Here is a 25,036-nt window from a genome sequence, read left to right as displayed (position 1 = left end):
CTGGAAGATGAGGGTAAAGACGGAGGCGCTCTAGGCGGGCCAGCCTACTGCGGCCAAGGGCCCTGTGCTACCTTGCCCCGCATTGTCGCGCAGCGTCTTGCACTGGCTTGACAGGCGCGCGACGCCAGGAGTCAACATGTTCGATTACATCGTCGTGGGCGGCGGGTCCGCCGGCAGCGTGCTGGCCGGCCGTCTGAGCGAGGACCCGGCCGTGCGCGTGGCGCTGCTCGAAGCCGGGCCGCCGGACCGCAGCGTGCTGATCCACTGTCCCGGCGGGCTGGCGGTGATGGCCAAGTACCAGCTCAACGGCTGGAACTACGAGACCGTGCCGCAGCCGGGCCTGCACGGCCGCCGCGGCTACCAGCCGCGTGGCAAGGTGCTGGGCGGCTCCAGCTCCATCAACGCGATGATCTACGCGCGCGGCCACGCGCAGGATTACGACGCCTGGGCGTCCGAGGGCAACCCGGGCTGGTCGTTCAAGGAGGTGCTGCCCTACTTCAAGCGCGCCGAGCACAACGAGCGCGGCGCCGACGACTGGCACGGCACGGGCGGGCCGCTGAACGTGATGGACCTGCGCTCACCCAATCCGGTGCTGCCGGATTTCATCGAGGCCGGGCGCCAGGCGGGCTACCCGCTCAGCCGCGATTTCAACGGCCCCGACCAGGAAGGGATCGGTGCCTACCAGGTCACGCACAGGAACGGCGAACGCTTCAGCGCCGCCAAGGCCTACCTCACGCCGCACCTGGGCCGCCCCAACCTGCGGGTGATCACCAACGCGCTGACCACGCGCGTGCTGACCGAGGTGGTCGATGGCCGGCCCGTGGCGGTGGGCGTCGAGTACCGCCCCGATGGCGGCCGCGGACCGCTGCAGACCGTGGCCCTGAACCCGGGCGGCGAGGTGCTGCTGAGCGCCGGCGCCTTCGGCTCGCCGCAGCTGCTGATGCTCTCGGGCATCGGGCCCCGCGCGCATCTGTCGGAGCACGGTCTTGCGGCGGTGCACGATCTGCCCGGCGTGGGCAGCAACCTGCACGACCACCCGGACGTGGTGATGGTGGTCAATGCCCCCCGGCTGACCGGCCTGTTCGGCCTCTCGCCGGGCGGGGTGCTGAACATGGCCCGTGGCGTGCTCGAGTGGCGGAGCCGGCGCAGCGGCATGCTCACCACCAACTTCGCCGAAGCCGGCGGCTTCATCAAGAGTGCGCCCGAGGAGTCCATTCCGGATCTGCAGCTGCACTTCGTGGTGGGCAAGCTGGTGGACCATGGCCGCAAGACCGTGCTGGGTCACGGCTACTCGTGCCACGTCTGCCTGCTGCGCCCGAAAAGCCGCGGCACCCTGCGGCTGGCCAGCAGCGACCCGCAGGTCGCGCCGCTGATCGACCCGGCCTTTCTGCAGGACCCGGACGATGTGGCCCGGCTGGTGCGCGGCTTCAAGCGCATGCGGGCGCTGTTGCAGCAACCGGCCCTGGCGCGCCATGGCGGTGTCGAATCGGCCGCCTCGCGCGATGCACAGAGCGAGGCGCAGATCGAGCAGTTCGTCCGCCACCACGCCGACACCATCTACCACCCGGTGGGCACCTGCCGAATGGGGCCCGACCCGGCGGCGGGCGCCGTGGTCGACGCCCGGCTGCGGGTGCATGGCGTGGACGGGTTGCGGGTGGTGGACGCATCGGTGATGCCCAGCGTGGTGGGCGGCAACACCAATGCGCCGGTGATCATGATGGCTGAGAAAGCCACCGATATGATTCGCGACGATCGCCGGGCCGCCGTGGCCTGAGACCTTTGGAGCGAACATGATTCTTGAACACGCCGACATCCGCATCGACCCCGCCAAGGCAGCCGATTTCGAAGCCGCCATCCTGCGCGGTGCCCGCACCGTCATTGCCGGCGCCAAGGGTTTCAAAGGCTTCAAGGTCAACCGCAGCCAGGAAAGCGCAGGTCGCTACATCCTGATGATCTACTGGGACACGCTGGAAGACCACACGGTGGGCTTCCGCCAGTCGCCGGCCTTCGCCGAGTGGCGCGCCATCGTCGGCCCGTTCTTCCTGCAGCCACCGGTCGTCGAGCACCTCGAACTCGTGGGCAAGAGCTGAAAAACAACGGCTCAGGCGCGGGGGCCTATTTCTTCCGCATGAGGGTCGATTTCCCGAACAGGCTCTCGATCAGGTCCACGGCCAGCTCGGCCGTGCGGTTGCGCACATCCAGCGCCGGGTTGAGCTCCATCACGTCCAGCGACGCCAGGCGCCCGGTGTCGGCAATCATCTCCATGCACAGCTGCGCTTCGCGGTAGGTGGGGCCGCCGGGCACCGTGGTGCCCACGCCCGGCGCGATCTCCGGGTCCAGGAAATCCACGTCGAAGCTCACGTGCAGATGGGTGCGCTCGTCCAGCCCCATGAGGGCCTGCTCCATGGTGTGGCGCATGCCCATCTCGTCGATGTAGCGCATGTCGAACACCTCCAGCCCCACCTCGTGCACGAAGCGCTTTTCACCGGGGTCCACGCTGCGGATGCCGATCTGGCGCACCGCGCTGGCATCGATGGCCGGTGTGTGGCCGCCGATGCCGGTGAGCTCGGCCGGGCCGTGGCCGCACAGGCAGGCCACCGGCATGCCGTGGATGTTGCCGCTGGGGGTGAGCTCGGCGGTGTTGAAGTCGGCGTGCGCGTCGAGCCAGAGCACGCGCAGCTGCTTGCCCGTCTCGCGGCAATGGCGCGCCACCGCACTGATGGAGCCCATGCCCAGGCAGTGGTCGCCGCCCAGCACGATGGGCAGGCGGCCCAGCGCGAGTTCGGCGTGCACGGCGTCGTGCAGCGCGGTGTTCCAGGCCACCACCTCGGGCAGGTGCCGGTAGCCGTTGACCGGCGGCAGCCAGGGGTTGGCGGGGCCGCCCAGGTTGCCGCGGTCAACCACCTGCAGGCCGTGGCTTTCGAGCACCGGCTGCAGGCCGGCCACGCGCAGGGCCTCGGGCCCCATGGAAGCGCCGCGCGCGCCGGCGCCGATGTCGGATGGGACGCCGATGAGGCTGACGGGAAGGTTCATGGTCGGTTCGTCGGTGAGAGTTCGGACAGTGTAGGAGCGGTGGCGGAAAGTCCGGACAGGCTTTCCCGCATTCACGCCAGGGGCAGATCGATTTCGAAGCAGGCGCCCTGGCCCGTCGCGCTCTCGGCGCGGATCGTTCCGCCCATGCGTTCCACCGCTTTGAGCACCAGGGCCAGGCCGATGCCGGTGCCGGGAATCTGGTCCTGCCGGTGCAGGCGCTGGAACATGCCGAAGATGCGGTCGTGGTGCTTCATGTCGAAGCCGATGCCCTGGTCGGCCACGCTCAGCAGCACCCGGTCGCCGCGGGTCTGCGCCTCGATACGGATCTGCGGCGCCTGGCCCGCCGGCGTGAACTTGAGTGCGTTGTCGATCAGGTTGCGCAGCGCAATCGCCAGGCCCTTGGGGTCGGCGAGCACCCGCACGCCGCCGGGCACCGGTGTCTCCAGCCGTCCCTGACGGGCTTCGAGTTCGTCGCGGAACGGCGCCGCCACGTCGCGCACACACGCGGCCAGGTCCACGGGCGCGATCTGCTCCGTCATCTGCTGCAGCCGCGAATAGGCCAGCAGGTCGCTGACCAGTCGCGACATGTGCAGCGTCGCGCGCTGGATGCGGCGCAGGTACTCGCGGCCCTGCTCGTCCAGCTGCTGCGCGTGTTCCTCCAGCAGCAGGGCGCTGAAGCCTTCGATGCCGCGCAGCGGCGTCCGCAGGTCGTGCGAGGCCGAGTAGGTGAAGGACTCCAGCTCGCGGTTGACGACCTGCAGCCGCTGCACGCTGTCATGCAGCTGCCGGGTCCGTTCCTCGACCTTCTGCTCCAGTCGTTCGGTCATCTCGCGCACCTGCGCCGCCGCCTGGGCCCGCAGCTGCATGTTCACCAGCATCTGTCCGAACAGCTCCAGCAGCGTGATTTCTTCCTGGCCGTATTCGCGCGCCTGGTGCACCGAGTCCAGGCCCACGAAACCCAGGCAGGTGTCGTCGTGCCTCAGGGGCAGGGTGAGCAGGCCTCGGATTTCCATGGTGTCCAGCAGATCCCTGAGCGCACCGGCGGGCAGGGTCCTGGTGTCGGCGACCAGGATTTTTTCGCCGCGCAGGTGCATCTGGTACCAGTCGGACAGGCCGCCGATCGGCACACCTTGCCACTGCGGCTTCTGTGGCGCGATGCCGGGGGCGCACCACTCGTGGGTATTGGTCGCCGTGTTCGCCTGCGCGTTGTAAGCGAACAGGTAGGCGCGGTCTGCGCCGACGAATACGCCCATGTCCCCCAGCGCGGCATCGATCGCCTCGTCCATGTGCTGCAGCGGCAGATTGATGAAGCGGCTGGCCAGGCGGAACAGCAGCAGCACGAAGTCGTTCATGCGCTCCCGCTCGCGCCGGGCCACCTGTTGCTCGGTGGTGTCGCGCACCAGGAACATGCACTGGTCGCCACCCGGCAGCCAGGCCAGGCGCGCGTTGAAGTGGTGGGTGCCACCGGGCAGTTCCAGGCTGTAGTCCAGTTCCTGGAGCCCTTCCGCGCGGGCCTGGTGCATGGCCGCCTGCAGCCTGGGCACCAGAGGCGGTGGCATCACCTCGCTGATCGTGCGCCCCAGGAACTCGTCGGGCCGCCGGTAGAGCCGGTCTCCGGTGCCCGCCTGGAAGAACACGAAGCGCTCCTGGGCATCCACCACGAAGAGCATGTCCTTGAGCACATCGAAGACCTGCTTGAGGGTGGCGTCGCGTTCACGGGCGGTGGCTTCGGCTTCCCGCAGGTCGGTCACGTCCAGGCAGGAGCCGACATAGCCGATGAAGCGCTGGTCCGCGTCGTAGCGGGGCTTGCCCTGCTCGTGCACCCAGCGGTACACGCCATCGTGCCGGCGCAGGCGGTATTCCATGCTGTACGGCCGACGCGCTTCAAAGTTCTCGTCGAAGGTCTTTTCGCAGCGCTCCCGGTCCTGCGGATGCAGGTCCTCCAGCCAGAAGGTCTCGCATTCGGTGGCCAGGTCGCGACCGGTGAAGTCGAGCCAGGCCTGGTTGAGCCAGTCCGGGTGCTTCTGATCGTCCACGGTCCAGGCCAGCCCGGCCGACGCATTGGCCACCGTGTCCAGGTGCTTGAGGGTCTGCCGCTGCGCCTCTTCCAGCGCCTTGCGGTCGGTGATTTCGAAGGTGGTACCGGCCATGTAGGTCACTCGGCCCATGGCGTTGCGCAGGCCGCTGCCCCGGGTGTCGAACCAGCGCACCCGGCCCTGGGCGTCGATCGCCCGGTACTCGACGCGGAACTCGGCCTCGCCCTTGAGGTAGCGGCGCGCCGCCTCGAGCAGCCGCGGGCGGTCCCCGGGATGGATCAGCGCCGCGATGGCCTTCTTCATGTCCTTCTGTTCCGGTGGGCGGTGCCCCAGGTTCAGGAAGAACTCGTCGCTGGGCTGGATGAGGTCGCGCACGAAATCCCGCTCCCACACCTGCCCGTGGGAGGCGGCCAGCCGGAACCGCTGTTCGCTGCGCACCAGGGCACGCTGCTCGCGCTCCAGCTGGGTGACGTCGCGGAACATCAGCAGCAGGCAGTCGCCGCCGTCCCGCTGCACCCGCTCGGCGCTGTAGCGCACATGCACCATCTGCCCGTCGGGGCGGGGGCTGCTGCCAGCGATGTCGCGCACCTCCTCCCCGCTCTCCAGTGCGTCGATCAGGCGCTGGCGGCGGGTGCTGGAGTGCCAGAGCCCCAACACGGAGGACGACTGCCCGACCAGTTGTTCGCGCGACCGTCCGAACAGCTCGCAGAAGGCGTCGTTGACCAGCAGCAGGCGGCCGCTGTGCCATTCGCTGAGCGACATGGCCTCGGGCGCCGCCTGGAAGGCGGTTTCGAAAAGCTGCCGTGCGGAGTGTCGCAAGGCTTCCGCCTCATGGCGCTCGGTGATGTCTCGCGTGATGACCAGGACCGTGGGCTCTTCGCCTGGCGCCGCCGGTTCCAGACGGGCCTGGGACTCCCAGTGCCGCATGCCGGCGGGCGCATGGTGGCTGAAGTAGAGGGTTTCGGCCCGCCCGGTGGCGAACACGCGGTGCAGACAATCGGTCCACAAGGCTTCGTTGTCGGGAGGAGCGCCCAAGGCCGTGATGGGACGTCCGATCAGGGCGTCGGGCTTCAGTCCGGTCGCCATCTCGATGGCCGGGTTGGCATACAGCACGTGGCAGGCCTTGTCGTAGCGGACAACCACGTCCGGCATGTGGTCGGTCAGGGTCTGCAGGTGGTGCTCGCTGCGGGCCAGGGCCCGCATCGACCGGTGCAGACGCCAGGCGCCGTAGGCCATGGCCGCCGCCACCAGCAGGGTGAGGCCCCAGGCCAGCGGCAGGATGGATTGCCACCCGGCCAGCACGCTGTCGACCGAGAGGGCATACACCACGACCAGGCGGTCGGCCTCGCCACCGAGGCGCTGGTAGCCGACGATGCGCTCCACGCCGTCGATCATCGCCGCGGCCCGGAACACGCCGGTGGGGTGGTTGTCGAGCGCGTTCGCGACATGGCCACGGAAGCTGTGCCCCTGTTCCTGGGCCACCATCGGATGGCGCGCCAGGACCGTGGTGGCTCCGTCGGGCTCGAGCCGGAACAGACTCATGCTGCCCCCGGCGGGCAGGCCTTCCGATTCGAAGCGCGCCAGCACGGCGTCGCGGGGCAGCCAAAGCTCGTAGACGTCGGAGGGGCCGCCACCCGGGGGGCGCCACAGGAATGGCAGCACCCAGCGGCCGCTTTCCTGGCGAGCCAGTTCCGGCACCCAGGTCTGCACAGGAATTTCGGAGCCGCCCGCGGGCTGGCGGTGCAGTTCGAACGGCAGGCTCAGCGTGTCGACCAGCGGTCGGTGGTCGCCGAGGAGCTGCGGCGGTTGCAGCCCGGGCGAGAGGCGGCTGACCTCGATGGCAGCGCGGCCCAGGCGCAGGGACTGGTCGAGTTCGGCCGCCAGGCGCCGGACCTCGCGTTGCGCCCGGGCTGTGGCGAGGTCCAGTGCGGCGTCTCGCTGGGCCAGCAGCAGGACGGTGGCCAGCGCCGCCAGCAGGCCGATGGACACCAGCACCAGGGCCACCAGCCCCCATGGGCGGGTGCCCGTGCGGAACGCCAGGGCGGGCGGCGCGGAGGGAATGGGCTCGGTGGGCGCGCTGGGTGGGGCCATGGAAGGGGAGGCTGTGCGTGAGCCCATATGGGCCACGGGAGTCTAGCAACCCCGTCCCGTTTGAAGAATCACATGTTGCGCCGGTATTGACCACCCACCTCGAACAACGCGCTGGTGATCTGCCCCAGGCTGCAGCAGCGCACCGCGTCCATCAGCACCTCGAACACGTTGCGGTTCTCGATCACGGCCTGCTTCAGGCGCGCCAGCTGCACCGGCGCCTCGTCCGCATGGCGGGCATGGAAATCGGCCAGGCGCTGCAGCTGGCTCTGCTTCTCGTCGTCGGTCGAGCGCGCGAGTTCGATGGACTCGGGTACGGGGTCGCCCTTGGGATTGCGGAAGGTGTTGACGCCGATGATGGGGTACTCGCCGGTGTGCTTGAGCATCTCGTAGTGCATGCTCTCTTCCTGGATCTTGCTGCGCTGGTAGCCGGTCTCCATCGCGCCCAGCACGCCGCCGCGCTCGGCGATCTTCTCGAACTCGGCCAGCACCGCTTCTTCCACCAGTTCGGTCAGCTCGTCGATGATGAAACTGCCCTGGTTGGGGTTCTCGTTCTTGGCCAGGCCCCACTCGCGGTTGATGATCAGCTGGATCGCCATGGCGCGGCGCACCGAGTCTTCGGTCGGCGTGGTGATCGCCTCGTCGAAGGCATTGGTGTGCAGCGAGTTGCAGTTGTCGTAGATCGCGATCAGCGCCTGCAGGGTCGTGCGGATGTCGTTGAACTGGATCTCCTGCGCGTGCAGGCTGCGGCCGCTGGTCTGGATGTGGTACTTGAGCTTCTGGCTGCGTTCGTTGGCGCCGTATTTCTCTTTCATGGCCACTGCCCAGATGCGGCGCGCCACGCGGCCCAGCACGGTGTACTCCGGGTCCATGCCGTTGCTGAAGAAGAAGCTCAGGTTGGGCGCGAAGTCGTCGATGTGCATGCCGCGCGCCAGGTACGCCTCCACGAAGGTGAAGCCGTTGGACAGCGTGAAGGCCAGCTGGCTGATCGGGTTGGCGCCGGCCTCGGCGATGTGGTAGCCCGAGATCGACACCGAGTAGAAGTTGCGCACGTCGTGGTGCACGAAGTACTCGGCGATGTCGCCCATGACCTTGAGCGAGAACTCGGTCGAGAAGATGCAGGTGTTCTGGCCCTGGTCTTCTTTCAGGATGTCGGCCTGCACCGTCCCGCGCACATTGGCCAGCACCCACTCGCGGATCTTGGCGGCCTCGGTGTCGGTCGGTTCGCGGCCGTTCTCGGCCTGGAATTTCTCCAGGTTCTGGTCGATGGCGGTGTTCATGAACATCGCCAGGATGGACGGCGCCGGCCCGTTGATGGTCATCGACACGCTGGTGGTCGGGTTGCAGAGGTCGAAGCCGCTGTACAGCACCTTCATGTCGTCCAGCGTCGCCACGTTCACGCCGCTGTTGCCCACCTTGCCGTAGATGTCGGGCCGCAGGTCGGGGTCGTTGCCGTAGAGCGTGACCGAGTCGAAGGCGGTGGACAGGCGCTTGGCCGGCATGCCTTCGCTGACCAGCTTGAAGCGGCGGTTGGTGCGGAAGGGGTCGCCTTCGCCCGCGAACATGCGGGTCGGGTCCTCGCCCTCGCGCTTGAAGGCGAAGGTGCCGGAGGTGTAGGGGAAGCTGCCCGGCACGTTGTCCAGCATCAGCCACTTGAGGATCTCGCCGTGGTCCTCGTACTGCGGCAGCGCGACCTTGCGGATGGTGGTGCCGGACAGGCTCTTGGTGGTGAGTGCGGTGCGGATTTCCTTGTCGCGGATCTTCACCACGTACTCGTCGCCCGCGTAGGCCTTCTGCATGTCGGGCCACTGGGCCAGCAGCTTGCGTGCGGCCGGGTCCTGCACCAGTTCGCGGGTCTGCGCCAGGTCGATGGCCGCTTCGGACGCCTTGGGCCGGTTGGGCTTGTCCACCGCCAGCATGGCGGCGGCGGCGCGCAGCTGCTGGATCTCGCGCGCCAGTTTCGCCTGTTCGCGCGCCTTCCTCTTGTAGCCGCGCACGGTGTCCGAGATCTCGGCCAGGTAGCGGGTGCGCGCGGGCGGCACGATGGGTGTCTGGTTGGTGCTGTGGCGCACGTTCACCAGCGGCAGCCGGCCGTCGGCGAGCTTCAGGCCTTTCTCGATCAGGCGTGCCTTGAGTGCCTGGTAGAGCGCGGTCACGCCGTCGTCGTTGAAGCGCGCGGCCATGGTGCCGAACACCGGCATCTGATCGGGCATGACGGTGAAGGCCTCGCGGTTGCGCTGCACCTGCTTGGCCACGTCGCGCAGCGCGTCGGCTGCGCCCTTGCGGTCGAACTTGTTGATCGCCACGAACTCGGCGAAATCGAGCATGTCGATTTTTTCGAGCTGGCTGGCGGCGCCGAACTCGGGCGTCATCACGTACATCGGAATGTCCACGTGCGGCACGATGGCCGCATCGCCCTGGCCGATGCCCGAGGTCTCGACCACGATCAGGTCGAAGCCCGCCACCTTGCAGGCCGCCACCACGTCGGGCAGGGCGGCGCTGATTTCGCTGCTGGTGTCGCGCGTGGCGAGCGAGCGCATGTAGACGCGCGGGCCCTTCTGCCACGGCGTGATCGCGTTCATGCGGATGCGGTCGCCCAGCAGGGCGCCGCCGCTCTTGCGGCGGCTGGGGTCGATGGAGATCACGGCCACGCGCAACGCGTCGTCCTGGTCCAGCCGGATGCGGCGGATCAGCTCGTCGGTGAGGCTGGACTTGCCCGCACCGCCGGTGCCGGTGATGCCCAGCACGGGCGTCCGGATGCCCGCCGCGGCCTGGCGCACCGCATCCAGAACCGCCGCCTCGGCCTTGCCGTTTTCCAGCGCGGTGATGAGCTGCGCCAGCGCGCGCCAGGCCATCTCGCCATGGCCCTGGATCGCGTCGATGGCCTTGGGTGCATGGCCGCTGAGGTCCTGGTCGCAGCGCATCACCATCTCGCCGATCATGCCCTGCAGGCCCATGCGCTGGCCGTCTTCCGGACTGTAGATGCGGCCCACGCCGTAGGCGTGCAGTTCGCGGATCTCGGCCGGCACGATCACGCCACCGCCGCCGCCGAAGACCTGGATGTGCGCGCCGCCGCGCTGGCGCAGCAGGTCCACCATGTACTTGAAGTACTCCACATGGCCGCCCTGGTAGGAGCTGATGGCGATGCCCTGCACGTCTTCCTGCAGGGCGGCCGTGACCACGTCGTCCACCGAGCGGTTGTGGCCCAGGTGGATCACCTCGGCGCCCATGCCCTGCAGGATGCGGCGCATGATGTTGATGGCCGCGTCGTGGCCGTCGAACAGGCTTGCGGCGGTGACGAAGCGCACCTTGTTCGTGGGGCGGTAGCTGGCCAGGGCCTTGAAGTCGGCGGACAGGTCGGTCATGGTGGGGTCTCTCTCGGGTGGGCTTGTCGGGGTGGGCGTTTATTCGATCCGCAGTCCCTTGAGGACCGGGTCTTCAGGAGGAAAGCGAAGGTCCAGCGCCTGGAGCGTGTCGCGCACGATGGTCGCGATCATCAGGTTGCGGTGCGTCTTGGAGTTGGCGGGCACCACGGTCCAGGGCGCCCAGGCGGTCGAAGTGGCTTCCAGCAGGTCTTCGTAGGCCTGCTGGTACTGCGCCCACTGCTTGCGCACCTCCAGGTCGCCCAGGCTGAACTTCCAGTGTTTGGTGACGTCGTCCACGCGTTCCTGCAGGCGCTCGCGCTGCTCGTCGGCGCTGATGTGCAGCATGAACTTCAGGACCACGGTGCCGGTTTCGGCCAACAGGCGTTCGAAGTCGTTGATGTGCTGGTAGCGCTGCTTCGTCTGTGCCGGGGTGATCCAGTCGTTGACCACCGGCACCAGCACATCCTCGTAGTGGCTGCGGTTGAACACGGTGATGTGGCCGGCGGCCGGCACCTGCTGGTGGATGCGCCAGAGGTAGTCGTGCGCACGCTCGGGCTCGGTGGGCGCTTTCCAGCCCACGGTGTGCACGCCCAGCGGGCTGGTCTGGCCGAACACACCGCGGATGGTGCCGTCCTTGCCCGAGGTGTCGGTGCCCTGCAGGACCACCAGCAGCTTGTGACGCCCGTCGGCGTAGAACAGGTTCTGCAGTTCGTCGATCTCGCGCGCCAGGGTCTGCACCCGTGCCTGGTCCTCGGCCTTGCTGCCCTTGGAGAAGGGCTTGTCTCCCGGGTCGAAGTCCTTCAGACGGATCTGGCGCCGTGCCGGTCCCGGACCGATCTGCCACCGGGCCCAGGCGCTGCCCGCCGGTGCGTGCAGCGCCTCGAAAGCCGCCGGATCCAAGCCGTTCTGGATGTTCATGAGGGTATCCGCAGGGTGTTTGACGTTTACGTAAACGTAAATTCGAATGTTAACGCAGCCCGTGCGGATACACCATGGGGGAAGCCCGCCCAAGCCTAGAATCTTGCGGCCGCCGCCCTGCAGAAAGAGACCGATGCCCACCGTCCACGACCCCGAACGCAAACGTGCCCTGGTGCTGCGCCTCAAGCGCGTCGAGGGCCAGTTGCGAGGCATCCAGAAGTTGCTGGAGTCCGACGCCGACTGTGAAGCGGTGGCCCAGCAGCTTTCGGCCGCCCGCAAGGCGCTGGACAAGAGCTTCTTCGCCATGGTCGGCTGCGTGATCGCCCAGGGCGACATGCCACCCGACGACGTGGCCGACATGCTGGCCCGCTTTTCCTGACCCACAGCCCTTCAGGTCCTGCCATGAAACCCATCCAGCTGTTCGACCCGGCGTCGAGCACCTACACCTACCTGCTGTTCGACCAGACCACGCGCGACGCGGTGATCATCGACCCGGTCGACGAGCAGATCGAGCGCGACCTGGCGATGCTGCGCGAATACGGGCTGCGCCTGGTCTGGGCGCTGGAAACCCATGCCCATGCCGACCACATCACCAGCGCCGGCAAGCTGGCCGAACTGGCGGGCGCCCGCACGGCCGCGCCGGCGGGCTGTGGCATCGGCACTGCGGGCCGGCAACTGCAGGACGGTGAAGAGCTCGAATTCGGCGGCGAACGCCTGCGCGCCCTGCACACGCCGGGCCACACGGCCGGCAGCATGAGCTACCTCTGGCGCGACCACGTCTTCACCGGCGACGCGCTGCTGATCGGCGGCTGTGGCCGCACCGACTTCCAGTCGGGCAGCGCGGTCGATCTCTACCGCAGCCTCACGCAGGTGCTTTTTGCGCTGCCCGATGGCACCACCGTGTGGCCAGGGCACGACTACCAGGGCCGAACGTCGTCGACCATCGGCCGCGAGAAGGCCGGCAACCCGCGCGTGGCCGGCAAGACCGAGGCCGAGTTCGTGGCCATCATGGACAGCCTGAACCTGCCCAGGCCGCGTCGCATCGACGAGGCCGTGCCTGCCAATCTCAGCTCCGGGTTGCGCCATGACGCCGATGGCGTGCTGCTGATGCAGCCGCGCAGCGGGCAGGGCGGCTACGCGGGCGACGTGTCGCCCCAGCTGGCCTGGCAGTGGGTGCAGCAGGGCGAGGCGGTGCTGGTGGATGTGCGCACCGATGCCGAACGCGAATGGGTGGGCTTCGTGCCCTGCGCGCTGCCGGTGGCCTGGAAGCAGTGGCCGGGCATGGCCATGAACGCCGGCTTCGACGAGGCGGTGCGTGGCGCGGCCGAGGGCGGGCGCAAGCTGGTGCTGCTGTGCCGCAGCGGGGTGCGCTCGGTGGCGGCCGCCCGGCGTGCCACGGAGCTGGGGCTGCAGGCCTACAACATCCTCGAAGGCTTCGAGGGAGACCCCGATGCCCATGGCCAGCGGGGCCGCAAGGGTGGCTGGCGGTTTCACGGCCTGCCCTGGCGCCAGAACTGAGCACAGGCGAACCGTTGCCTGCCGGCGGCGCGCCGCTTATCGGAAAGACAGCTTCAAACTTGAGAAGAAAGCGTAACCACCCCTGCTAAGGCTGACAGGGAGGGGGCGTTTTTCGTCCTACAAGTTTTTTCAATGGGTTCTTCTTTTTACAGGAGCATCCCATGGAACTGCTGGACCACGCCCTTGAAACGCAACGCACCTCCCCCCGCCTGACGGCCGCGCTGGAGGCGCGGATCCAGAAGGACTTCCTGCCCCGCTGGAACGACCTGTGGCAGGGTCGGTTCGCGGTACAGGGCGCACGTCCTGGCCCCAATTCGGTGCGTCTGGACGGCAACGACTACCTGTCGGTGTCCGGCCACCCGGACATCGTGCGGGCCCAGGTGGAGGCGCTGACCCGCAGCGGTGGTTTCGCCGTGCAGTCCGGTGTGTTCCTGCACGACGAACACCCGACCCGCAACCTCGAACTGAAGCTCGCGCACTGGGTGGGCAAGGAGGACGGATTCGTGTGCCAGTCCGGCTACGCGGCCAATGTGGGCCTGATCCAGTCGGTGGCGAATCCGGACACGCCGGTGTATCTGGACGGGCAGGCACACGCCTCGCTGTGGGAAGGCGCCCACGCAGCCCGCGCGCCCTTGCAGGTGTTCCGGCACAACGACCCTCAGCATCTGGACAAGCTCATGGGCCGTCACGGGCCTGGGCTGGTGGCGGTGGACTCGGTCTACAGCACGACCGGCGCGGTGTGTCCGCTGCTGGAGATGCTGGAGGTGGTGGAGCGGCACGGCTCGATGATCCTGGTCGACGAGTCGCACTCGCTGGGCACCCACGGCCCTTCGGGCGCCGGCCTGTGCGCCCAGCTCGGTGTCACGGACCGGGTGCATTTCATTTCCGCGAGCCTGGCCAAGGCCATGGCCGGCCGGGCCGGCTTCTTCACCGCGCCGGCCCGCCTGCGTTACCACATCCTCACGTCGAGCTTCCCCAACATCTTCAGTTCCTGCGTGCTGCCGCACGAAGCGGCTGGTCTGGCGGCGACGGTGGACGTGCTGCAGCAGGCCGACGCCGCACGGGAGAACCTGCGGCGGGTGACCCGCCGCATCCGCAGCGCGCTCACCGGGATGGGCTATCCGATCGACCAGGGCACCGAGCAGATCATCGCGCTCGAAGCGGGCCCGGAGCCGGCCACGATCCTCGTGCGCGACGAGCTGGATGCGCAGGGGGTGCATACCGCGTTCTTTGGTGCCCCGGCCACCAGTCGCAACCGGTCGCTGGCGCGCATGACCCTGCACTCGGCGCTCACCGAGGCGGAGCTCGACCATGTGGAATCGGCCGCACAGCTGGTCGCGGACAGGGTCCGGCCCTGGGAGTGGGCGGCCGCCCGCCGCCAGCGCGGCGGTGCTCAGCTGTCGTGAATGGTGCGCACGCCGTGCATGTCAAGGAAGTTGCGGTACGGGTAGATCGGCTGCGGCAGATCGGCCTCGGCCAGCGGGAACAGGGCGCCGATGAGCTGGCCGTCGTCGCCCACTGCAAAGGCCGGTTCGGTGCGGATCGGCCCGCGCAGGCCCAGCTGCTGGTGCAGCTCGACGGCCGGGAGCTGCCGGCCGTTCTGGATCGCCTGCACCACGTCGAACCCAAGGCCGGCCGAGCGGGCGAGATCCGCCACGTCTTTCAGGCCCGAGGATGGTTCGAGCTGCAGCCACTCGCAGCGGCCCTCCGCGGTCAGCCCCAGCATGCCGAACGGTTCATCGAGCACGACGTACTCGACCCACTGGGAGCGGGCCCGGCCCAGAAGCGCATCGGTGACCGACGGCACTTCGAGGATGGCCTGGTGGTGCGACTGCATGGCCGTGCGCCAGACGGTGTTCAACCGCGGATGCGCTCGCCGGGCCAGCTTGATGAGGGTGGTCATCAGGCGCCCGGCGATGTCCGCGGTCTGCTTGGGGATGAACTGGTCGATCAGCCCGTTGTTGAAGGCCTGGATCGCGATCTGTTCGTCGGCCTGTCCGGTCAGCAGGATGCGTGAGCCCGGCCAGTCCACCAGGGTTTCGAGCACCTTCAGGCCATCGATGCCGGGCATGGCGAAGTCCACCACGCAGGTCTGCGCCAGCTGGTAGCGCGCCGGGTTCGAGCCCCAGTAGCGCAGCACCTGCGGGAGCAGGTGGTGGCCGTGGCGCCAGCGATCGATCATCTGCAGGTGGTGGCCGGCGTCGGCTTCCCAGCGCGCGGGCTCGTCGTTCATCCGGGCGATGAAAGCCGTCGGTCGTGAGAACAGCTCGACCTGGAGGAAGCTGGGCACCACCATGCCGAGCATTTCCAGGTAGTCGATGTCGTCGTCCAGAAAGATCAGGCTTCCCGAACGGTGGTACAGCGGAAAGTTGAAAGCCATGGCTCAGTGTGTACTCGTGGGCGGGATGAAGGGGGCACGCTCGTCCCGCAGGGGCAGCACGATCGTGAACGATGCGCCGTGACCGGGCTGGGACGACAGGAGCAGCCGGCCGTCGGACGCCTCCACCACGTTCTTGCAGAACGTCAGTCCCAGTCCGTTGCCGACGCTGCTCTGCAGGGAATAGAAAGGCTCGAAGATGCGGTGCTGCTTCTGCAGCGGGATGCCGGTGCCCTTGTCGGCCACCACGATCCGGCCCAGTCCGTCCCGCACCGTCACCTCCACCCGCAGGTCGCCCGGCTTGGGCGCATCGCCGGAGGCGGCCAGCGCGTGCATGGCATTTTTGATCAGGTTGACCAGAACCTGTGAAAACTGGGCGCGAGACCCCAGGAAGCCGAAGTCCTCTTCCAGCACCAGCTGCACGCACTCGCGCTCGCGCGGAGAGCGGAAAGGGTACTGGCCGAGCACGTCCTGCACCAGCTCGAAGGCGGTGAGGTGGGTGGTGGGCCGGGGCAGCCGCAGCAGCTGGGCGTTGGAGATCTGGGTGTCGATCTGCCGGTTCATGGTGCGCACCAGGTTCTGCAACCTCTGCGCCAGTTCCTCCAGCTTCCGGCGCTTGGGCTCGGGCACGTCGTGCTGGGCCAGTCCGCGCAGCACATCACCGACCAGGTTCACCGTGGCCAGGGGCGTGCGCAGCTCATGCGCCATCACGCCCATGGTGCTGAGCGTGTTGATCAGCCGGACCCGGCGCAGGTTCGCGCCGGACATGCCGAGCATGAGGCTCATGACAAACGAGAACGCGATGAGGGTGAGGTTCTCTGGCTCGATGCCGGCCCAGGTCTGCTGCGTGCCGGTGAGCAGGAACAGCGCCGCGGCGACCGCAAACCCGGTGATGCAGCCCAGCGAGGCCAGTCGCCAGTCGGTGATGTGGAAGTAGATCAGGATCATGCTGCACACGCTGGCCAGCCAGACCTTGTTGCCTTCGTTCATCAGGAACATCCACCCGAAAAACAGCGGCAGCTGCAGCCAGAAGATGAGCCCGAACACCTGGATGCTGGTCTTGGACTGCAGATCCCGGTTCACGCGCGGATGCAGCAGCAGCAGTCCGGTCATGGCCAGCACCACCCGCACCGCAAACAGCTCGAAGGGTTGCGGCAGGGCCTGACCCCACAGCCACCCGAAGATGAAGTGTCCGCCGAAGGTGAAGACGCCCAGCCACTGGAGGCGGGCCGTCGAAGGATGCAAAATAGGCTCCAGAGGTGCGCGGACAATTTCGTCCACCACCCAGCGCCAGAACCTCAGCCTGGCGTTGTGAACCCTCAGACGGTCCCACTGCAACATGTATTCCTTCCAGCGTCGACCGACGTTGCCAGCCCGACGTCTTCTGGCGGGCGGGTTCATTGTCCCGGCAACGGGACCTCGCCCGTCATGACCCTTCCTGTCAATTTTGACAGCGTGGGCGTGGACGCCATTTTGGCCGATTGGGTGCGCGCCCTGCGCGATTCCGGCGTCGAGGCGGTGCTGGTCATGGGGCCCAATCCGATGGGGGGGCGCGACGAGCGCGAGGTGCTGGCGGTGCATCCCCCGCGCCTGCTCAGTGCCGCCGAGGCGCTGGCCGCGAGCACCGACTTTGGCGCCAGCTGGCGCGACAGCGACGCACCTCTGGTGGCCTGGCAGGACATTTCCAAGGCAGCCTATGCCGAGCCCTCCAGCCGCTGGCGCAGACTGTGGCTGGCCCACGGGCACCAGACCTTGGTCCGCGTGGCCTTCAGCCTGCCGGCGGGGCGCGCCTTCGAGTGCTTCATGTTCAGCCCCCGGGCGTTCGCCGACCGCTCGGAAGCGGCGGCCCTGGCCTGGTCGGCCTACAACATCTGGCCGATGCTGCGCCGCGCCATCGCCGAGCAGCGGGTGACCCTCAGTCCCCGCGAGCAGGAAAGCCTGAATTACGCCTTCGAGGGACTGACAGCCCGCGAGACCGCACAACGCATGGACTGCTCGGAGCGCACCGTCAACTACCACCTGGCCAACGCCATGGCCAAACTCAAGACCGACAACAAGCTCTCTGCGGTGCAGCGCGCCTGCTGGATCGGGTTGATCTGAACCCGGGTGTCCGCGCTGAAGATGCTGCATTGCCGCAAAGTGCGCCCCGGGCCTTGTTCATAATTCCCCGCATGACCTTACTGGCGCTGGACGTTGGCAACACGCGATTGAAGTGGGCGCTGTATGACGCCCCCCGTGTGGGAGGGCGCCTGCTGGCGCATGGTGCGCAGTTCCTGGAGAACATCGAGAAGCTGGCCGAAGGCGACTGGAGCGGACTGCCGGCGCCGACGCGGGTGCTGGGCTGCGTCGTGGCGGGCGACGCCGTGAAGCGGCGGGTCGAGGAGCAGCTGGAACAGTGGGACGTGACGCCGCAGTGGGTGGTGTCCAGCGCTGCGGAAGCGGGGCTGAGCAACGGCTACGACCACCCGGCCCGCCTGGGCTCCGACCGCTGGGTGGCCATGATTGGCGCGCGGCAGCGGCTGCTGCAGCAGGGGGCCGCCCGGCCCTGCGTGGTGGTCATGGTCGGCACCGCCGTGACGGTCGAGGCGATCGATGCGGCCGGCCGCTTTCTGGGCGGCATCATCCTGCCGGGCCACGGCATCATGCTGCGTGCGCTGGAGTCCGGCACCGCCGGGCTGCACGTGCCCACCGGCGAGGTGCGCGACTTCCCGACCAACACCAGCGACGCGCTCACCAGCGGTGGCACCTTCGCGATCGCCGGTGCCGTGCAGCGCATGTGGGACAACCTGCGCCAGCACTGCGGCGAGGACCCGGTCTGCTACATGACCGGTGGCGCGGGCTGGAAGATGGCGCCCAGCATGTCCACCCCATGTGAGCTGGTGGACAGCCTGATCTTCGACGGCCTGCTCGAAATCGCCCACAAGCGGTTCGGTTAGACCTCGCCCCACGGCAGCATCAGGGTCACGGCCAGCAACTGCGCAAACTCCGGTTCGAAGGCGTCGATGATGCGCTGCGGGTCGGGGCAGAGCGCGCTGTCGGCGATCACGCCGAACTGCACACCGCCGCCGTAGCTCAGGATCGAGACGCCCAGGCCGACGGTGCCGGTCTGCGGCACCCAGAACATGGTCTGTTCCAGCGTGGCGCCGCAGAACTTCAGCTTCTCGCCAGGACCGGGTACGTTGGTCATGACGGCCGTGGTTTTGCGGCCGAACAGGCTGAGCATGGCGTCCTGCGCCGGCTTGATCAGCAGCCCCGCCACCGAGAGCAGGCCGAAGGTCAGCAGCGGCTGCAGGCTGCCCTTGAGCGCGTTCATGCGCGCGCGCACCGCGTAGACACGCTCGATCGGGTTGGCGATGCCGATGGGCAACACCAGCGGAATCAGGCCAAAACGGTTGCCCAGCTTCCAGGCCTCCTCCATCGGCCGCAGGTTGATCGGCACCATGGCTCGGATTTCCTGGCCCGCCGGGTCGTCGCCGTGCTGGCGCAGGTAGCCGGCGATGGCGCCGGCCACGCAGCTGAGCAGCACGTCGTTGACCGAGCAGTTGAGTGCCTTGCCGATGGCCTTGACCTCGACCAGCGGGATCGGCTGGCACCAGGCCACCCGCTTCTCGCCTTTGGGGGCGCCCTTGAGCCGCGTGGGCGAGTCGTCGGGCATGAGCGCCAGCGCCGCCAGATCACTCGCCAGCTGGCCGCCCATGCGCGCCACTTCCATGGCCTGGTCCAGCGTATCCCCCAATCCTTGCTGGGGCGCTGCCAGCATCGACAGCGACTTCGCCGCCCCCCCGCCGGCGGCGTCCAGGGCCCGCGCGGCAATGTCACCGAACGGCCGGATCAGCGTGTCGGCCACCCAGTCCTCGGCCGCTTCCAGCCCTTGTCTGTGCGCCCTGGGTTTTCGCTTCGGCGGTTCGGTGCCGCCGTCGACCAGACTCATCATCACGCCGATCAGCGCGATGCCGTCGGCGATGCAGTGGTGGATGCGCGCGATCAGCGCCGAGCCGCCCTGATAGTCCTCGATCAGCTCGAACTGCCACAGCGGGTGCGCCGGGTCCAGCGGCACCATGGCCAGCGCTCCGGCGCGTGCCTGCAGCGCGGCCTGGGCGTCCTGGCCGCGGCGGCGCACCAGGCTGTGCGTGACCACATGCCGGTCGATCGAGAAGTCGGGGTCGTCGCGCCAGTGGGCACCGGCCGCGTCCAGCCGTGCGGTCTGCCGGAAGCGCCGGTAACCCAGCAACTTCTCCTGCACCCGCTGTGCCAGCGCCTCGCGGGTGATGCCCGGGCGCAGGATCCAGACGCCCACGATCATCATCAGGTTGATGTCCGAGTCCATGCGCAGCCAGGCGGTGTCCACCTTGCTCATGCGTTCGCCCTCGAGGCCCAGGACGCCGGCCACCGACTGCAGGGCGCTGCGGTTCCGGGGCTCGGATGGGGAGGTGCCTTTGCGGATGCGCGTGACCATGCTGTCTCCTGCGGTGCCCCGTGGGTCCGGGGCTGGTGGTGATTGGGTGGCGGCGTCTATTCTGGGGGCAGACGCAACCGTAAGATACCGGGCCTCCCCTAGCCCCGGTCCGGGCCACCCCCCCACTCACGGAGACCTTCATGTCCGACCTCCAGTCCCGCTTCGATGCCGCCGTTGCCCAGTCCAAGAACCTCAGCGAGCGCCCCGACAACGCCACGCTGCTCAAGATCTACGGCTTGTACAAGCAGGGCACGGTGGGCGACAACACCGAGAAGAAGCCCGGCTTCGGTGACATGGTCGGCCGCGCCAAGTGGGACGCCTGGAACAGCCTGAAGGGCATCTCGCAGGACGATGCCCAACAGCAGTACATCGACCTGATCGCGTCGCTGAGTTAAGCCCCCACGCCCCGCCGCTTCGCGGGTCCGGTCTTATTTTTTCTTCGAGCCGGCGGCCGCCTTGGTCGCCGGCTTTTTCTTGGCTGCCAGCAGTTCGTCGAGGTTCTTCACGATCTCGCTTTCGATGCGGTCCTTGAAGGCGCCCAGCAGGAAGCCGAGCTGGGCGTCCAGCTCGAAATGGTCGGCCGTGACCCGCAGCGAGCCCTTGGCCCCGGTGCGCGAGAAGTGCACCTCGTCGGCGTCGACACCCTCTTCGTAGGCGCACTGCATGTCGAACTCGGACTCGGCCTGTTCCGCCCACTGCCAGGCCACTTTGCGTGCGCCGTCCAGGCCCAGGTGGTGCTTGCGCTGAATGTGGATGTTCGCCATGGTGCGTGTGTGTCAGAGGTTGGACGGCGGTCGGGCCGAGGGGTCGAGGGCCTGCAGCGCGGCCTGCCGTGCGGCCGCAGGCTGGCGGGCCAGTGAGCGCACCGCATCATAGAACCGTGCGAAGTCTCGGCCCTCGCGCTCGAACAGGGCTTCAAAGGCCGGCACCCACTGGTCGTAGGCGGCCTGGGCTCCAAAGCTGGCGTTGTTGGCCTGCGCGACCCAGGCGTCGTAACCCTTGTAGCCGCCCCAGCCCTCGCGCAGTTCCGCGTAGCGCTGGCGGAAATCCAGCATCAGTTCGGCCTTGCGGGCGCGTTTGCCCGCATCGTCCAGGGCGGGGTCGTCGTAGAGCGCCTGCAGGTTCTCGCGGGTGGTTCGGGTGAGTGCGCGGAAGGTCTGGCGCCTGCCGTCGAACTCGGCGTAGGCCACTCGCGCAGCCTCGTCGGACTGTGCCAGCCAGCGTGCGCCGCCCAGGCGCTCGACCGCCGTGGCAAACGACTCGTTGAACACCGTGTCCCCCGCGGCGTAGACCACCTGGTGGGCCAGTTCGTGAAAGACCAGGCGCGCCAGCTCGCCCTCGGGGTAGCCGATGAAGGTGCTGAGCAAAGGGTCGCCGCCGGCCCAGTTCATCCAGCCCAGCGTGGAATAGGCGGGCACGGGGTAGACCGCCACGTCCAGACCGTTGCCGAGCCCGGCCGCAAACGCCCGGGCCTGGGCCTCGTCGAAATAGCCCCGGTAGCCGACACAGCCCGCGACCGGGAAACACCACTGCTGCAGCCGCAGGGAGAGCGCGGGCGCGGCCACCACGTTGTAGACCGCCGCCTTGCGCCGGAGGTCGGCGTAGCGTCGGTAGCTGGCGTTGTCGGGCAGGTCCAGTTCGGTGACCGCAAACGTGCGGATGCGTTGCGTGAGCTGCAGCTTCTGCTGCAGCGCCATCGGTGTGGCGGGGTCGTCGAGCCAGTCCTGCACCGGCCGCGCCGCGTGCATCAGCTTCAGGTGGCCGGTCACCGATTGCCAGTAGTAGGCGGGGCCGGTGTCCGTCGAGGCGCAGCCAGACAGCAAAGCCGCCAGGCAAAACGCCACCAGCACGCGCCGAGGCACCGGCTTCATTCCTTTTCCACCTCCACCAGGCAGTCGTAGAACACCGGCGCGTGGCCCAGGTCGGTGAGCTTCTGGCTGGTCAGCTCGTTCACATTGGTGCCGTCCAGCCCCAGCTTGCGCCACCAGATGCCCAGGCCGTTGACCACGCCCTCGCGCGCCCGGGGCGAAATGCGCGCCTTGCAGCGGTGGCTGCCCCGTTCGTTGAACACGCGCACCACATCGCCGTCGGCGATGCCGCGCGGGGCGGCATCGGCCGCGCTGATTTCCAGCAGCGGCTCGCCCTCGATGTCGCGCAGGCTCTTCACGTTGACGAAGCTGGAGTTGAGGAAGTTGCGCGCGGGCGGTGAGATCATGGCCAGCGGGTGGCGGGGGTCGCTGCCAGCCGGCTCGTGGTTGGGCAGGTGGTCGGGCAGACCGTCCAGACCTTGCGCCGCGAGACGCGCGCTGAAGAACTCACACTTGCCAGATGGCGTCGGGAAGCCCCCCTCGGCGAACGGCGCCTCGGGCACCGGCAGCGTGACAAATCCTTGGTCGAGCAGTTGCTGGAAATCCACCCGGTCGCCGAAGGTCTGGCGGCACAGGGTTTGATCGTCGTCGGCGAAGCAGGGATCGCCGAAGCCCATGCGCCGCGCCAGCTGTCGGAACACCTCGGTGTTGGGGCGCGCCTGCCCAACCGGAGGGATGGCGGGGCGGTTGAGCAGCACGTCTGTGTGGCCGTAGCTGGTGTGGATGTCCCAGTGTTCGAGCTGGGTGGTGGCCGGCAGCACGATGTCGGCGTGGTCCGCGGTGTCGGTCATGAAGTGTTCAAGCACCACGGTGAACAGGTCCTCGCGCGCGAAGCCCTGCACCACCTTGGCCGACTCGGGTGCGACCGCCACCGGGTTGCTGTTGTAGACGATCAGCGCCTCGATCTTCGGGCCGAACGATGGCGAGGATTCGCGCAGCAGGTCGTCGCCGATGGTCACCATGTTGATGGTGCGCGGCGTGCGGCCGGCCAGCAGGTCGGGCCGGTGCAACGCTGCGCGGTCGACCGGGAAGTGGCCCGATGCCGAGAGCAGCAGGCCGCCGGCGCGATGGCGCCAGGCCCCGGTCAGCGCCGGCAGGCAGGCGACCGCGCGCACCGCGTTGCCACCGCCCCGCACGCGCTGCATGCCGTAGTTCAGGCGGATGGCCGCCGGCTGCGTGGTGCCATAGGCGCAGGCCAGGTCGGTGATCTGCTGCACCGGGATGCCGCAGACCTCGGCCGCGCGCTCAGGCGGCCACTGCAGTGCACGCTCGCGCAATGATTCCCATCCCACGGTGTGGCGGGCGATGTAGTCGTGGTCCAGCCAGTCGTTGACGATCAGTTCGTGCATCAGCGCCAGCGCCAGCGCCGCGTCGGTGCCGGGTCGCAGGGCGATGTGTTCGTGGCACTTGTCGGCGGTTTCGCTGCGGCGCGGGTCGATGCAGACCAGGCGAGCGCCCGCGCGCTTGGCTTGCTGCGCCAGGCGCCAGAAGTGCAGGTTGCTGGCGATGGAGTTGCTGCCCCAGATCAGGATCAGCTTCGCTTCGGCGAAGTGCTCGACCTTCATGCCCAGTTTGCCGCCCAAGGTTTGCACCAGGGCCTCGCCGCCGGCGGCGGCACAGATCGTGCGGTCCAGGAAGGACGCGCCGAGCTGGTGGAAGAAACGCGCGGCCATGCCCTCGCTTTGCACCTGGCCCATCGTGCCGGCGTAGCTGTAGGGCACGATGGCCTGCGGGTCGCGCGCGGCGATGTCTGTGAGCCGCGTCGCGATCTCGTCGAGCGCGGCGTCCCAGCCGATGGGCTCGAACCGGCCGCTGCCCTTGGGGCCGGTGCGTCGCAGGGGCGTGAGCAGACGCTCGGGGTGGTGGGTGCGCTCGGGGTAGCGCGAGACCTTGGTGCACAGCGCGCCGTCGGTGTGGCGGTGGGCCGGGTTGCCGGTCACGCGCACCGCTTTGCCATCCACCACGGTGGTCAGCAGGGCACAGGTGTCGGGGCAGTCGTGAGGGCAAGCGCCCCGAACCGTGAATTCGTTGGGGTTGTGGGCCATGAAATGCGGTGAATGGCGTATAGGCGGGGCGGAACCTATGTAGTAGGCTTCGCAAGTCTGGTGACGTCCTGTTACGAACGGGGTGACACCTTGGGCTGCTCAAAAAAGCATATCAGGAGTCTCTGGATGCAACGTCGTCGGGTTCTTTCTTCACTGGGCGCCTGTCTTGGGGCTTCCACCTTGGCCAGTGTTGCCGGTTCCGCGTGGGCCCAGGCGGCCGCCGGGTCGGGGGCCATCGTGCTGGGACAGTCGGCGCCCTTGACCGGGCCGTCCGCGCAACTGGGGCTGCAGTTCAATCTGGGGGCCCAGCTGTACTTCGACCAGGTCAATGCTGCCGGAGGTGTGAACGGGCGCCGCATCGAGCTCAGACGGCTGGACGATGGCTACGAGCCGGAGCGGTGCGTGGCCAACACCAAGCAGTTCATCGCCGACGGAGTGTTCGCCCTGTTCGGCTATGTCGGGACCGCCTCCAGCCTGGCGGCCCTGCCACTGGCCACGGAAGCCAAGATGCCGTTCTTTGCGCCGTTCACCGGCGCGCAGGCGCTGCGCGAGCCGTTCAACCGCTACGCCATTCATGTCAGGGCCTCGTACTTCGATGAGACCGCCGCCATCGTCAAGCAGGTCACCTCGATCGGTATCAAGCGGGTGGCGGTGTTCTACCAGAACGACGCCTATGGCAAGGCCGGACTCGAAGGTGTCCAGCGGGCCTTGAAGGCGCTCGGTATGGAGCCGGCCGCGGTGGGTACCGTGGAGCGCAACAGCACCGAGGTGGCGCAGGCACTCAAGGACGTTCTCGCGGTCAAGCCCGAGGCCATCGTGCAGATCGGCGCGTACAAGGCCTGTGCCACGTTCATCCGGCTGGCGCGCCAGCAGGGCTATGCGGGCAACTTCTACAACGTCTCCTTTGTCGGCACGCAGGCGCTGCTGGACGAGCTGGGGGCGGTGGCCAAGGGCGTGGCGGTCAGTCAGGTGATGCCTTTTCCCTATTCGCCGGCCACGCCGCTGTCGGGCGAGTACCTGGCGGCGCTCAAGGACCAGCGCGGTGTGTCTCCCAATTACTCCGGCATCGAGGGCTTCGTGGCTGCGAAGGTGTTGGTGGAAGGGCTCAAGCGCGCCCGCGGCGCCGGTCGCGAGGCCTTCATCGATGCCATCGCGGGCATGAAGGACGTGAGCATCGGCGGTTTCCCGCTCGACTTCGGACCGCAGAAACACACCGGTTCCCGTTTTGTCGAACTGACGCTGCTGACCGAAGACGGCCGGGTTCGCCGCTGAGGCGGGGGCGCGCACAACCCCCGGTCCGGTCCGGGTTGTCGCGGGCGGACCTGTGTCCAT

General features: G+C 68.2%; 19 protein-coding genes and 1 pseudogene. 10 read left to right on the top strand and 10 right to left on the bottom strand.

Translation table 11 applies throughout. The features are described 5' to 3' along the window. The first annotated feature begins 136 nt into the window (after window positions 1–136). Both RCO38_RS12310 and RCO38_RS12305 read left to right on the top strand, forming a co-directional pair. Entirely contained in the window at window positions 137–1,774 is a 1,638-nt protein-coding gene (locus RCO38_RS12310; protein WP_308328602.1) for a GMC family oxidoreductase, read from the top strand. Window positions 1,775–1,790: 16 nt separating this feature from the next. After that, entirely contained in the window at window positions 1,791–2,090 is a 300-nt protein-coding gene (locus tag RCO38_RS12305; RefSeq protein WP_308328601.1) for an antibiotic biosynthesis monooxygenase family protein, read from the top strand. A gap of 25 nt (window positions 2,091–2,115) precedes the next feature. On the opposite strand, the gene rocF is transcribed toward RCO38_RS12305, so the two are convergent. From rocF to RCO38_RS12285, 4 genes are all read right to left on the bottom strand, one after another. Then, the gene (rocF, locus tag RCO38_RS12300) at window positions 2,116–3,033 is read right to left on the bottom strand and encodes an arginase (protein ID WP_308328600.1); all 918 of its coding nucleotides are present in this window, start codon (window positions 3,031–3,033) and stop codon (window positions 2,116–2,118) included. Window positions 3,034–3,104: 71 nt separating this feature from the next. Further along, window positions 3,105–7,160, bottom strand: coding sequence for a PAS domain S-box protein (locus RCO38_RS12295; protein WP_308328599.1), 4,056 nt, complete (start codon window positions 7,158–7,160; stop codon window positions 3,105–3,107). A gap of 68 nt (window positions 7,161–7,228) precedes the next feature. After that, complete coding sequence (gene icmF / locus RCO38_RS12290) at window positions 7,229–10,522, bottom strand: fused isobutyryl-CoA mutase/GTPase IcmF (protein ID WP_308328598.1); 3,294 nt, start codon at window positions 10,520–10,522, stop codon at window positions 7,229–7,231. Window positions 10,523–10,561: 39 nt separating this feature from the next. Then, window positions 10,562–11,440, bottom strand: coding sequence for a PPK2 family polyphosphate kinase (locus tag RCO38_RS12285; protein ID WP_308328597.1), 879 nt, complete (start codon window positions 11,438–11,440; stop codon window positions 10,562–10,564). A gap of 133 nt (window positions 11,441–11,573) precedes the next feature. Between RCO38_RS12285 and RCO38_RS12280 the strand changes: the two genes are divergently transcribed. The 4 genes and pseudogenes from RCO38_RS12280 (at window position 11,574) to cqsA (ending at window position 14,364) form a co-directional block, all read left to right on the top strand. After that, entirely contained in the window at window positions 11,574–11,819 is a 246-nt protein-coding gene (locus RCO38_RS12280) for a metal-sensitive transcriptional regulator (RefSeq protein WP_308328596.1), read from the top strand. Between the two features lie 23 nt (window positions 11,820–11,842). Next, window positions 11,843–12,523, top strand: a pseudogene (locus RCO38_RS12275) (MBL fold metallo-hydrolase); the annotation flags it as partial. Window positions 12,524–12,547: 24 nt separating this feature from the next. Continuing rightward, window positions 12,548–12,958 (top strand): rhodanese-like domain-containing protein, encoded by a 411-nt coding sequence (locus RCO38_RS12270; RefSeq protein WP_308328827.1) that lies wholly within the window; start codon window positions 12,548–12,550, stop codon window positions 12,956–12,958. Window positions 12,959–13,119: 161 nt separating this feature from the next. Then, window positions 13,120–14,364, top strand: coding sequence for an alpha-hydroxyketone-type quorum-sensing autoinducer synthase (gene cqsA, locus RCO38_RS12265; RefSeq protein WP_308328595.1), 1,245 nt, complete (start codon window positions 13,120–13,122; stop codon window positions 14,362–14,364). On the opposite strand, the gene RCO38_RS12260 is transcribed toward cqsA, so the two are convergent. Both RCO38_RS12260 and RCO38_RS12255 read right to left on the bottom strand, forming a co-directional pair. Continuing rightward, the gene (locus RCO38_RS12260; RefSeq protein WP_308328594.1) at window positions 14,352–15,338 is read right to left on the bottom strand and encodes a response regulator; all 987 of its coding nucleotides are present in this window, start codon (window positions 15,336–15,338) and stop codon (window positions 14,352–14,354) included. The two genes, cqsA and RCO38_RS12260, sit on opposite strands and share 13 nt — an antisense overlap. Before the next feature lie 3 nt (window positions 15,339–15,341). Then, on the bottom strand, window positions 15,342–16,580 hold the full coding sequence (locus RCO38_RS12255; protein ID WP_308328593.1) for a sensor histidine kinase: 1,239 nt from the start codon (window positions 16,578–16,580) through the stop codon (window positions 15,342–15,344). A gap of 183 nt (window positions 16,581–16,763) precedes the next feature. Between RCO38_RS12255 and RCO38_RS12250 the strand changes: the two genes are divergently transcribed. Both RCO38_RS12250 and RCO38_RS12245 read left to right on the top strand, forming a co-directional pair. After that, window positions 16,764–17,435 (top strand): helix-turn-helix transcriptional regulator, encoded by a 672-nt coding sequence (locus RCO38_RS12250; RefSeq protein ID WP_308328592.1) that lies wholly within the window; start codon window positions 16,764–16,766, stop codon window positions 17,433–17,435. Between the two features lie 71 nt (window positions 17,436–17,506). Then, window positions 17,507–18,271: a type III pantothenate kinase gene (locus RCO38_RS12245; protein WP_308328591.1), complete on the top strand. Its 765-nt coding sequence runs from the start codon at window positions 17,507–17,509 to the stop codon at window positions 18,269–18,271. Here RCO38_RS12245 and RCO38_RS12240 read toward each other — a convergent pair. Next, window positions 18,268–19,692, bottom strand: coding sequence for a wax ester/triacylglycerol synthase family O-acyltransferase (locus RCO38_RS12240; RefSeq protein WP_308328826.1), 1,425 nt, complete (start codon window positions 19,690–19,692; stop codon window positions 18,268–18,270). The genes RCO38_RS12245 and RCO38_RS12240 overlap by 4 nt on opposite strands. Window positions 19,693–19,931: 239 nt before the next feature. Between RCO38_RS12240 and RCO38_RS12235 the strand changes: the two genes are divergently transcribed. Beyond that, entirely contained in the window at window positions 19,932–20,186 is a 255-nt protein-coding gene (locus RCO38_RS12235) for an acyl-CoA-binding protein (RefSeq protein WP_308328590.1), read from the top strand. Between the two features lie 33 nt (window positions 20,187–20,219). Here RCO38_RS12235 and RCO38_RS12230 read toward each other — a convergent pair whose 3' ends face one another. The 3 genes from RCO38_RS12230 to RCO38_RS12220 are packed head-to-tail and all read right to left on the bottom strand — an operon-like array spanning window position 20,220 to window position 23,704. After that, a complete protein-coding gene (locus tag RCO38_RS12230) occupies window positions 20,220–20,555 on the bottom strand; it encodes a polyhydroxyalkanoic acid system family protein (protein ID WP_308328589.1) in 336 nt (111 codons plus the stop codon). Between the two features lie 12 nt (window positions 20,556–20,567). Then, complete coding sequence (locus tag RCO38_RS12225; RefSeq protein ID WP_308328588.1) at window positions 20,568–21,662, bottom strand: aminopeptidase; 1,095 nt, start codon at window positions 21,660–21,662, stop codon at window positions 20,568–20,570. After that, entirely contained in the window at window positions 21,659–23,704 is a 2,046-nt protein-coding gene (locus RCO38_RS12220) for a molybdopterin-containing oxidoreductase family protein (RefSeq protein WP_308328587.1), read from the bottom strand. The genes RCO38_RS12225 and RCO38_RS12220 overlap by 4 nt, the downstream gene beginning before the upstream one ends. Before the next feature lie 126 nt (window positions 23,705–23,830). Here RCO38_RS12220 and RCO38_RS12215 point away from each other — a divergent pair, with 126 nt between their 5' ends. Continuing rightward, window positions 23,831–24,976, top strand: coding sequence for an ABC transporter substrate-binding protein (locus RCO38_RS12215; protein WP_308328586.1), 1,146 nt, complete (start codon window positions 23,831–23,833; stop codon window positions 24,974–24,976). Window positions 24,977–25,036 lie beyond the last annotated feature (60 nt).

The organism is Hydrogenophaga pseudoflava, assembly GCF_031020795.1.
Taxonomy (GTDB): Bacteria; Pseudomonadota; Gammaproteobacteria; order Burkholderiales; family Burkholderiaceae_C; genus Hydrogenophaga; species Hydrogenophaga pseudoflava_A.
The sequence above is the reverse complement of the archived record's forward strand: the minus strand, read 5'-3'. Positions and strand labels throughout refer to the sequence as shown.

What these genes read in the sequence shown, in the direction of transcription:
- RCO38_RS12310 (WP_308328602.1), top strand. Translation starts at nt 137, where the DNA reads ATGTTCGATTACATCGTCGTGGGCGGCGGGTCCGCCGGCAGCGTGCTG.
- RCO38_RS12305 (WP_308328601.1), top strand. Translation starts at nt 1,791, where the DNA reads ATGATTCTTGAACACGCCGACATCCGCATCGACCCCGCCAAGGCAGCC.
- rocF (WP_308328600.1), bottom strand. Translation starts at nt 3,033, where the DNA reads ATGAACCTTCCCGTCAGCCTCATCGGCGTCCCATCCGACATCGGCGCC.
- RCO38_RS12295 (WP_308328599.1), bottom strand. Translation starts at nt 7,160, where the DNA reads ATGGCCCCACCCAGCGCGCCCACCGAGCCCATTCCCTCCGCGCCGCCC.
- icmF (WP_308328598.1), bottom strand. Translation starts at nt 10,522, where the DNA reads ATGACCGACCTGTCCGCCGACTTCAAGGCCCTGGCCAGCTACCGCCCC.
- RCO38_RS12285 (WP_308328597.1), bottom strand. Translation starts at nt 11,440, where the DNA reads ATGAACATCCAGAACGGCTTGGATCCGGCGGCTTTCGAGGCGCTGCAC.
- RCO38_RS12280 (WP_308328596.1), top strand. Translation starts at nt 11,574, where the DNA reads ATGCCCACCGTCCACGACCCCGAACGCAAACGTGCCCTGGTGCTGCGC.
- RCO38_RS12270 (WP_308328827.1), top strand. Translation starts at nt 12,548, where the DNA reads ATGCAGCCGCGCAGCGGGCAGGGCGGCTACGCGGGCGACGTGTCGCCC.
- cqsA (WP_308328595.1), top strand. Translation starts at nt 13,120, where the DNA reads ATGGAACTGCTGGACCACGCCCTTGAAACGCAACGCACCTCCCCCCGC.
- RCO38_RS12260 (WP_308328594.1), bottom strand. Translation starts at nt 15,338, where the DNA reads ATGGCTTTCAACTTTCCGCTGTACCACCGTTCGGGAAGCCTGATCTTT.
- RCO38_RS12250 (WP_308328592.1), top strand. Translation starts at nt 16,764, where the DNA reads ATGACCCTTCCTGTCAATTTTGACAGCGTGGGCGTGGACGCCATTTTG.
- RCO38_RS12245 (WP_308328591.1), top strand. Translation starts at nt 17,507, where the DNA reads ATGACCTTACTGGCGCTGGACGTTGGCAACACGCGATTGAAGTGGGCG.
- RCO38_RS12240 (WP_308328826.1), bottom strand. Translation starts at nt 19,692, where the DNA reads ATGAGCAAGGTGGACACCGCCTGGCTGCGCATGGACTCGGACATCAAC.
- RCO38_RS12235 (WP_308328590.1), top strand. Translation starts at nt 19,932, where the DNA reads ATGTCCGACCTCCAGTCCCGCTTCGATGCCGCCGTTGCCCAGTCCAAG.
- RCO38_RS12230 (WP_308328589.1), bottom strand. Translation starts at nt 20,555, where the DNA reads ATGGCGAACATCCACATTCAGCGCAAGCACCACCTGGGCCTGGACGGC.
- RCO38_RS12225 (WP_308328588.1), bottom strand. Translation starts at nt 21,662, where the DNA reads ATGAAGCCGGTGCCTCGGCGCGTGCTGGTGGCGTTTTGCCTGGCGGCT.
- RCO38_RS12220 (WP_308328587.1), bottom strand. Translation starts at nt 23,704, where the DNA reads ATGGCCCACAACCCCAACGAATTCACGGTTCGGGGCGCTTGCCCTCAC.
- RCO38_RS12215 (WP_308328586.1), top strand. Translation starts at nt 23,831, where the DNA reads ATGCAACGTCGTCGGGTTCTTTCTTCACTGGGCGCCTGTCTTGGGGCT.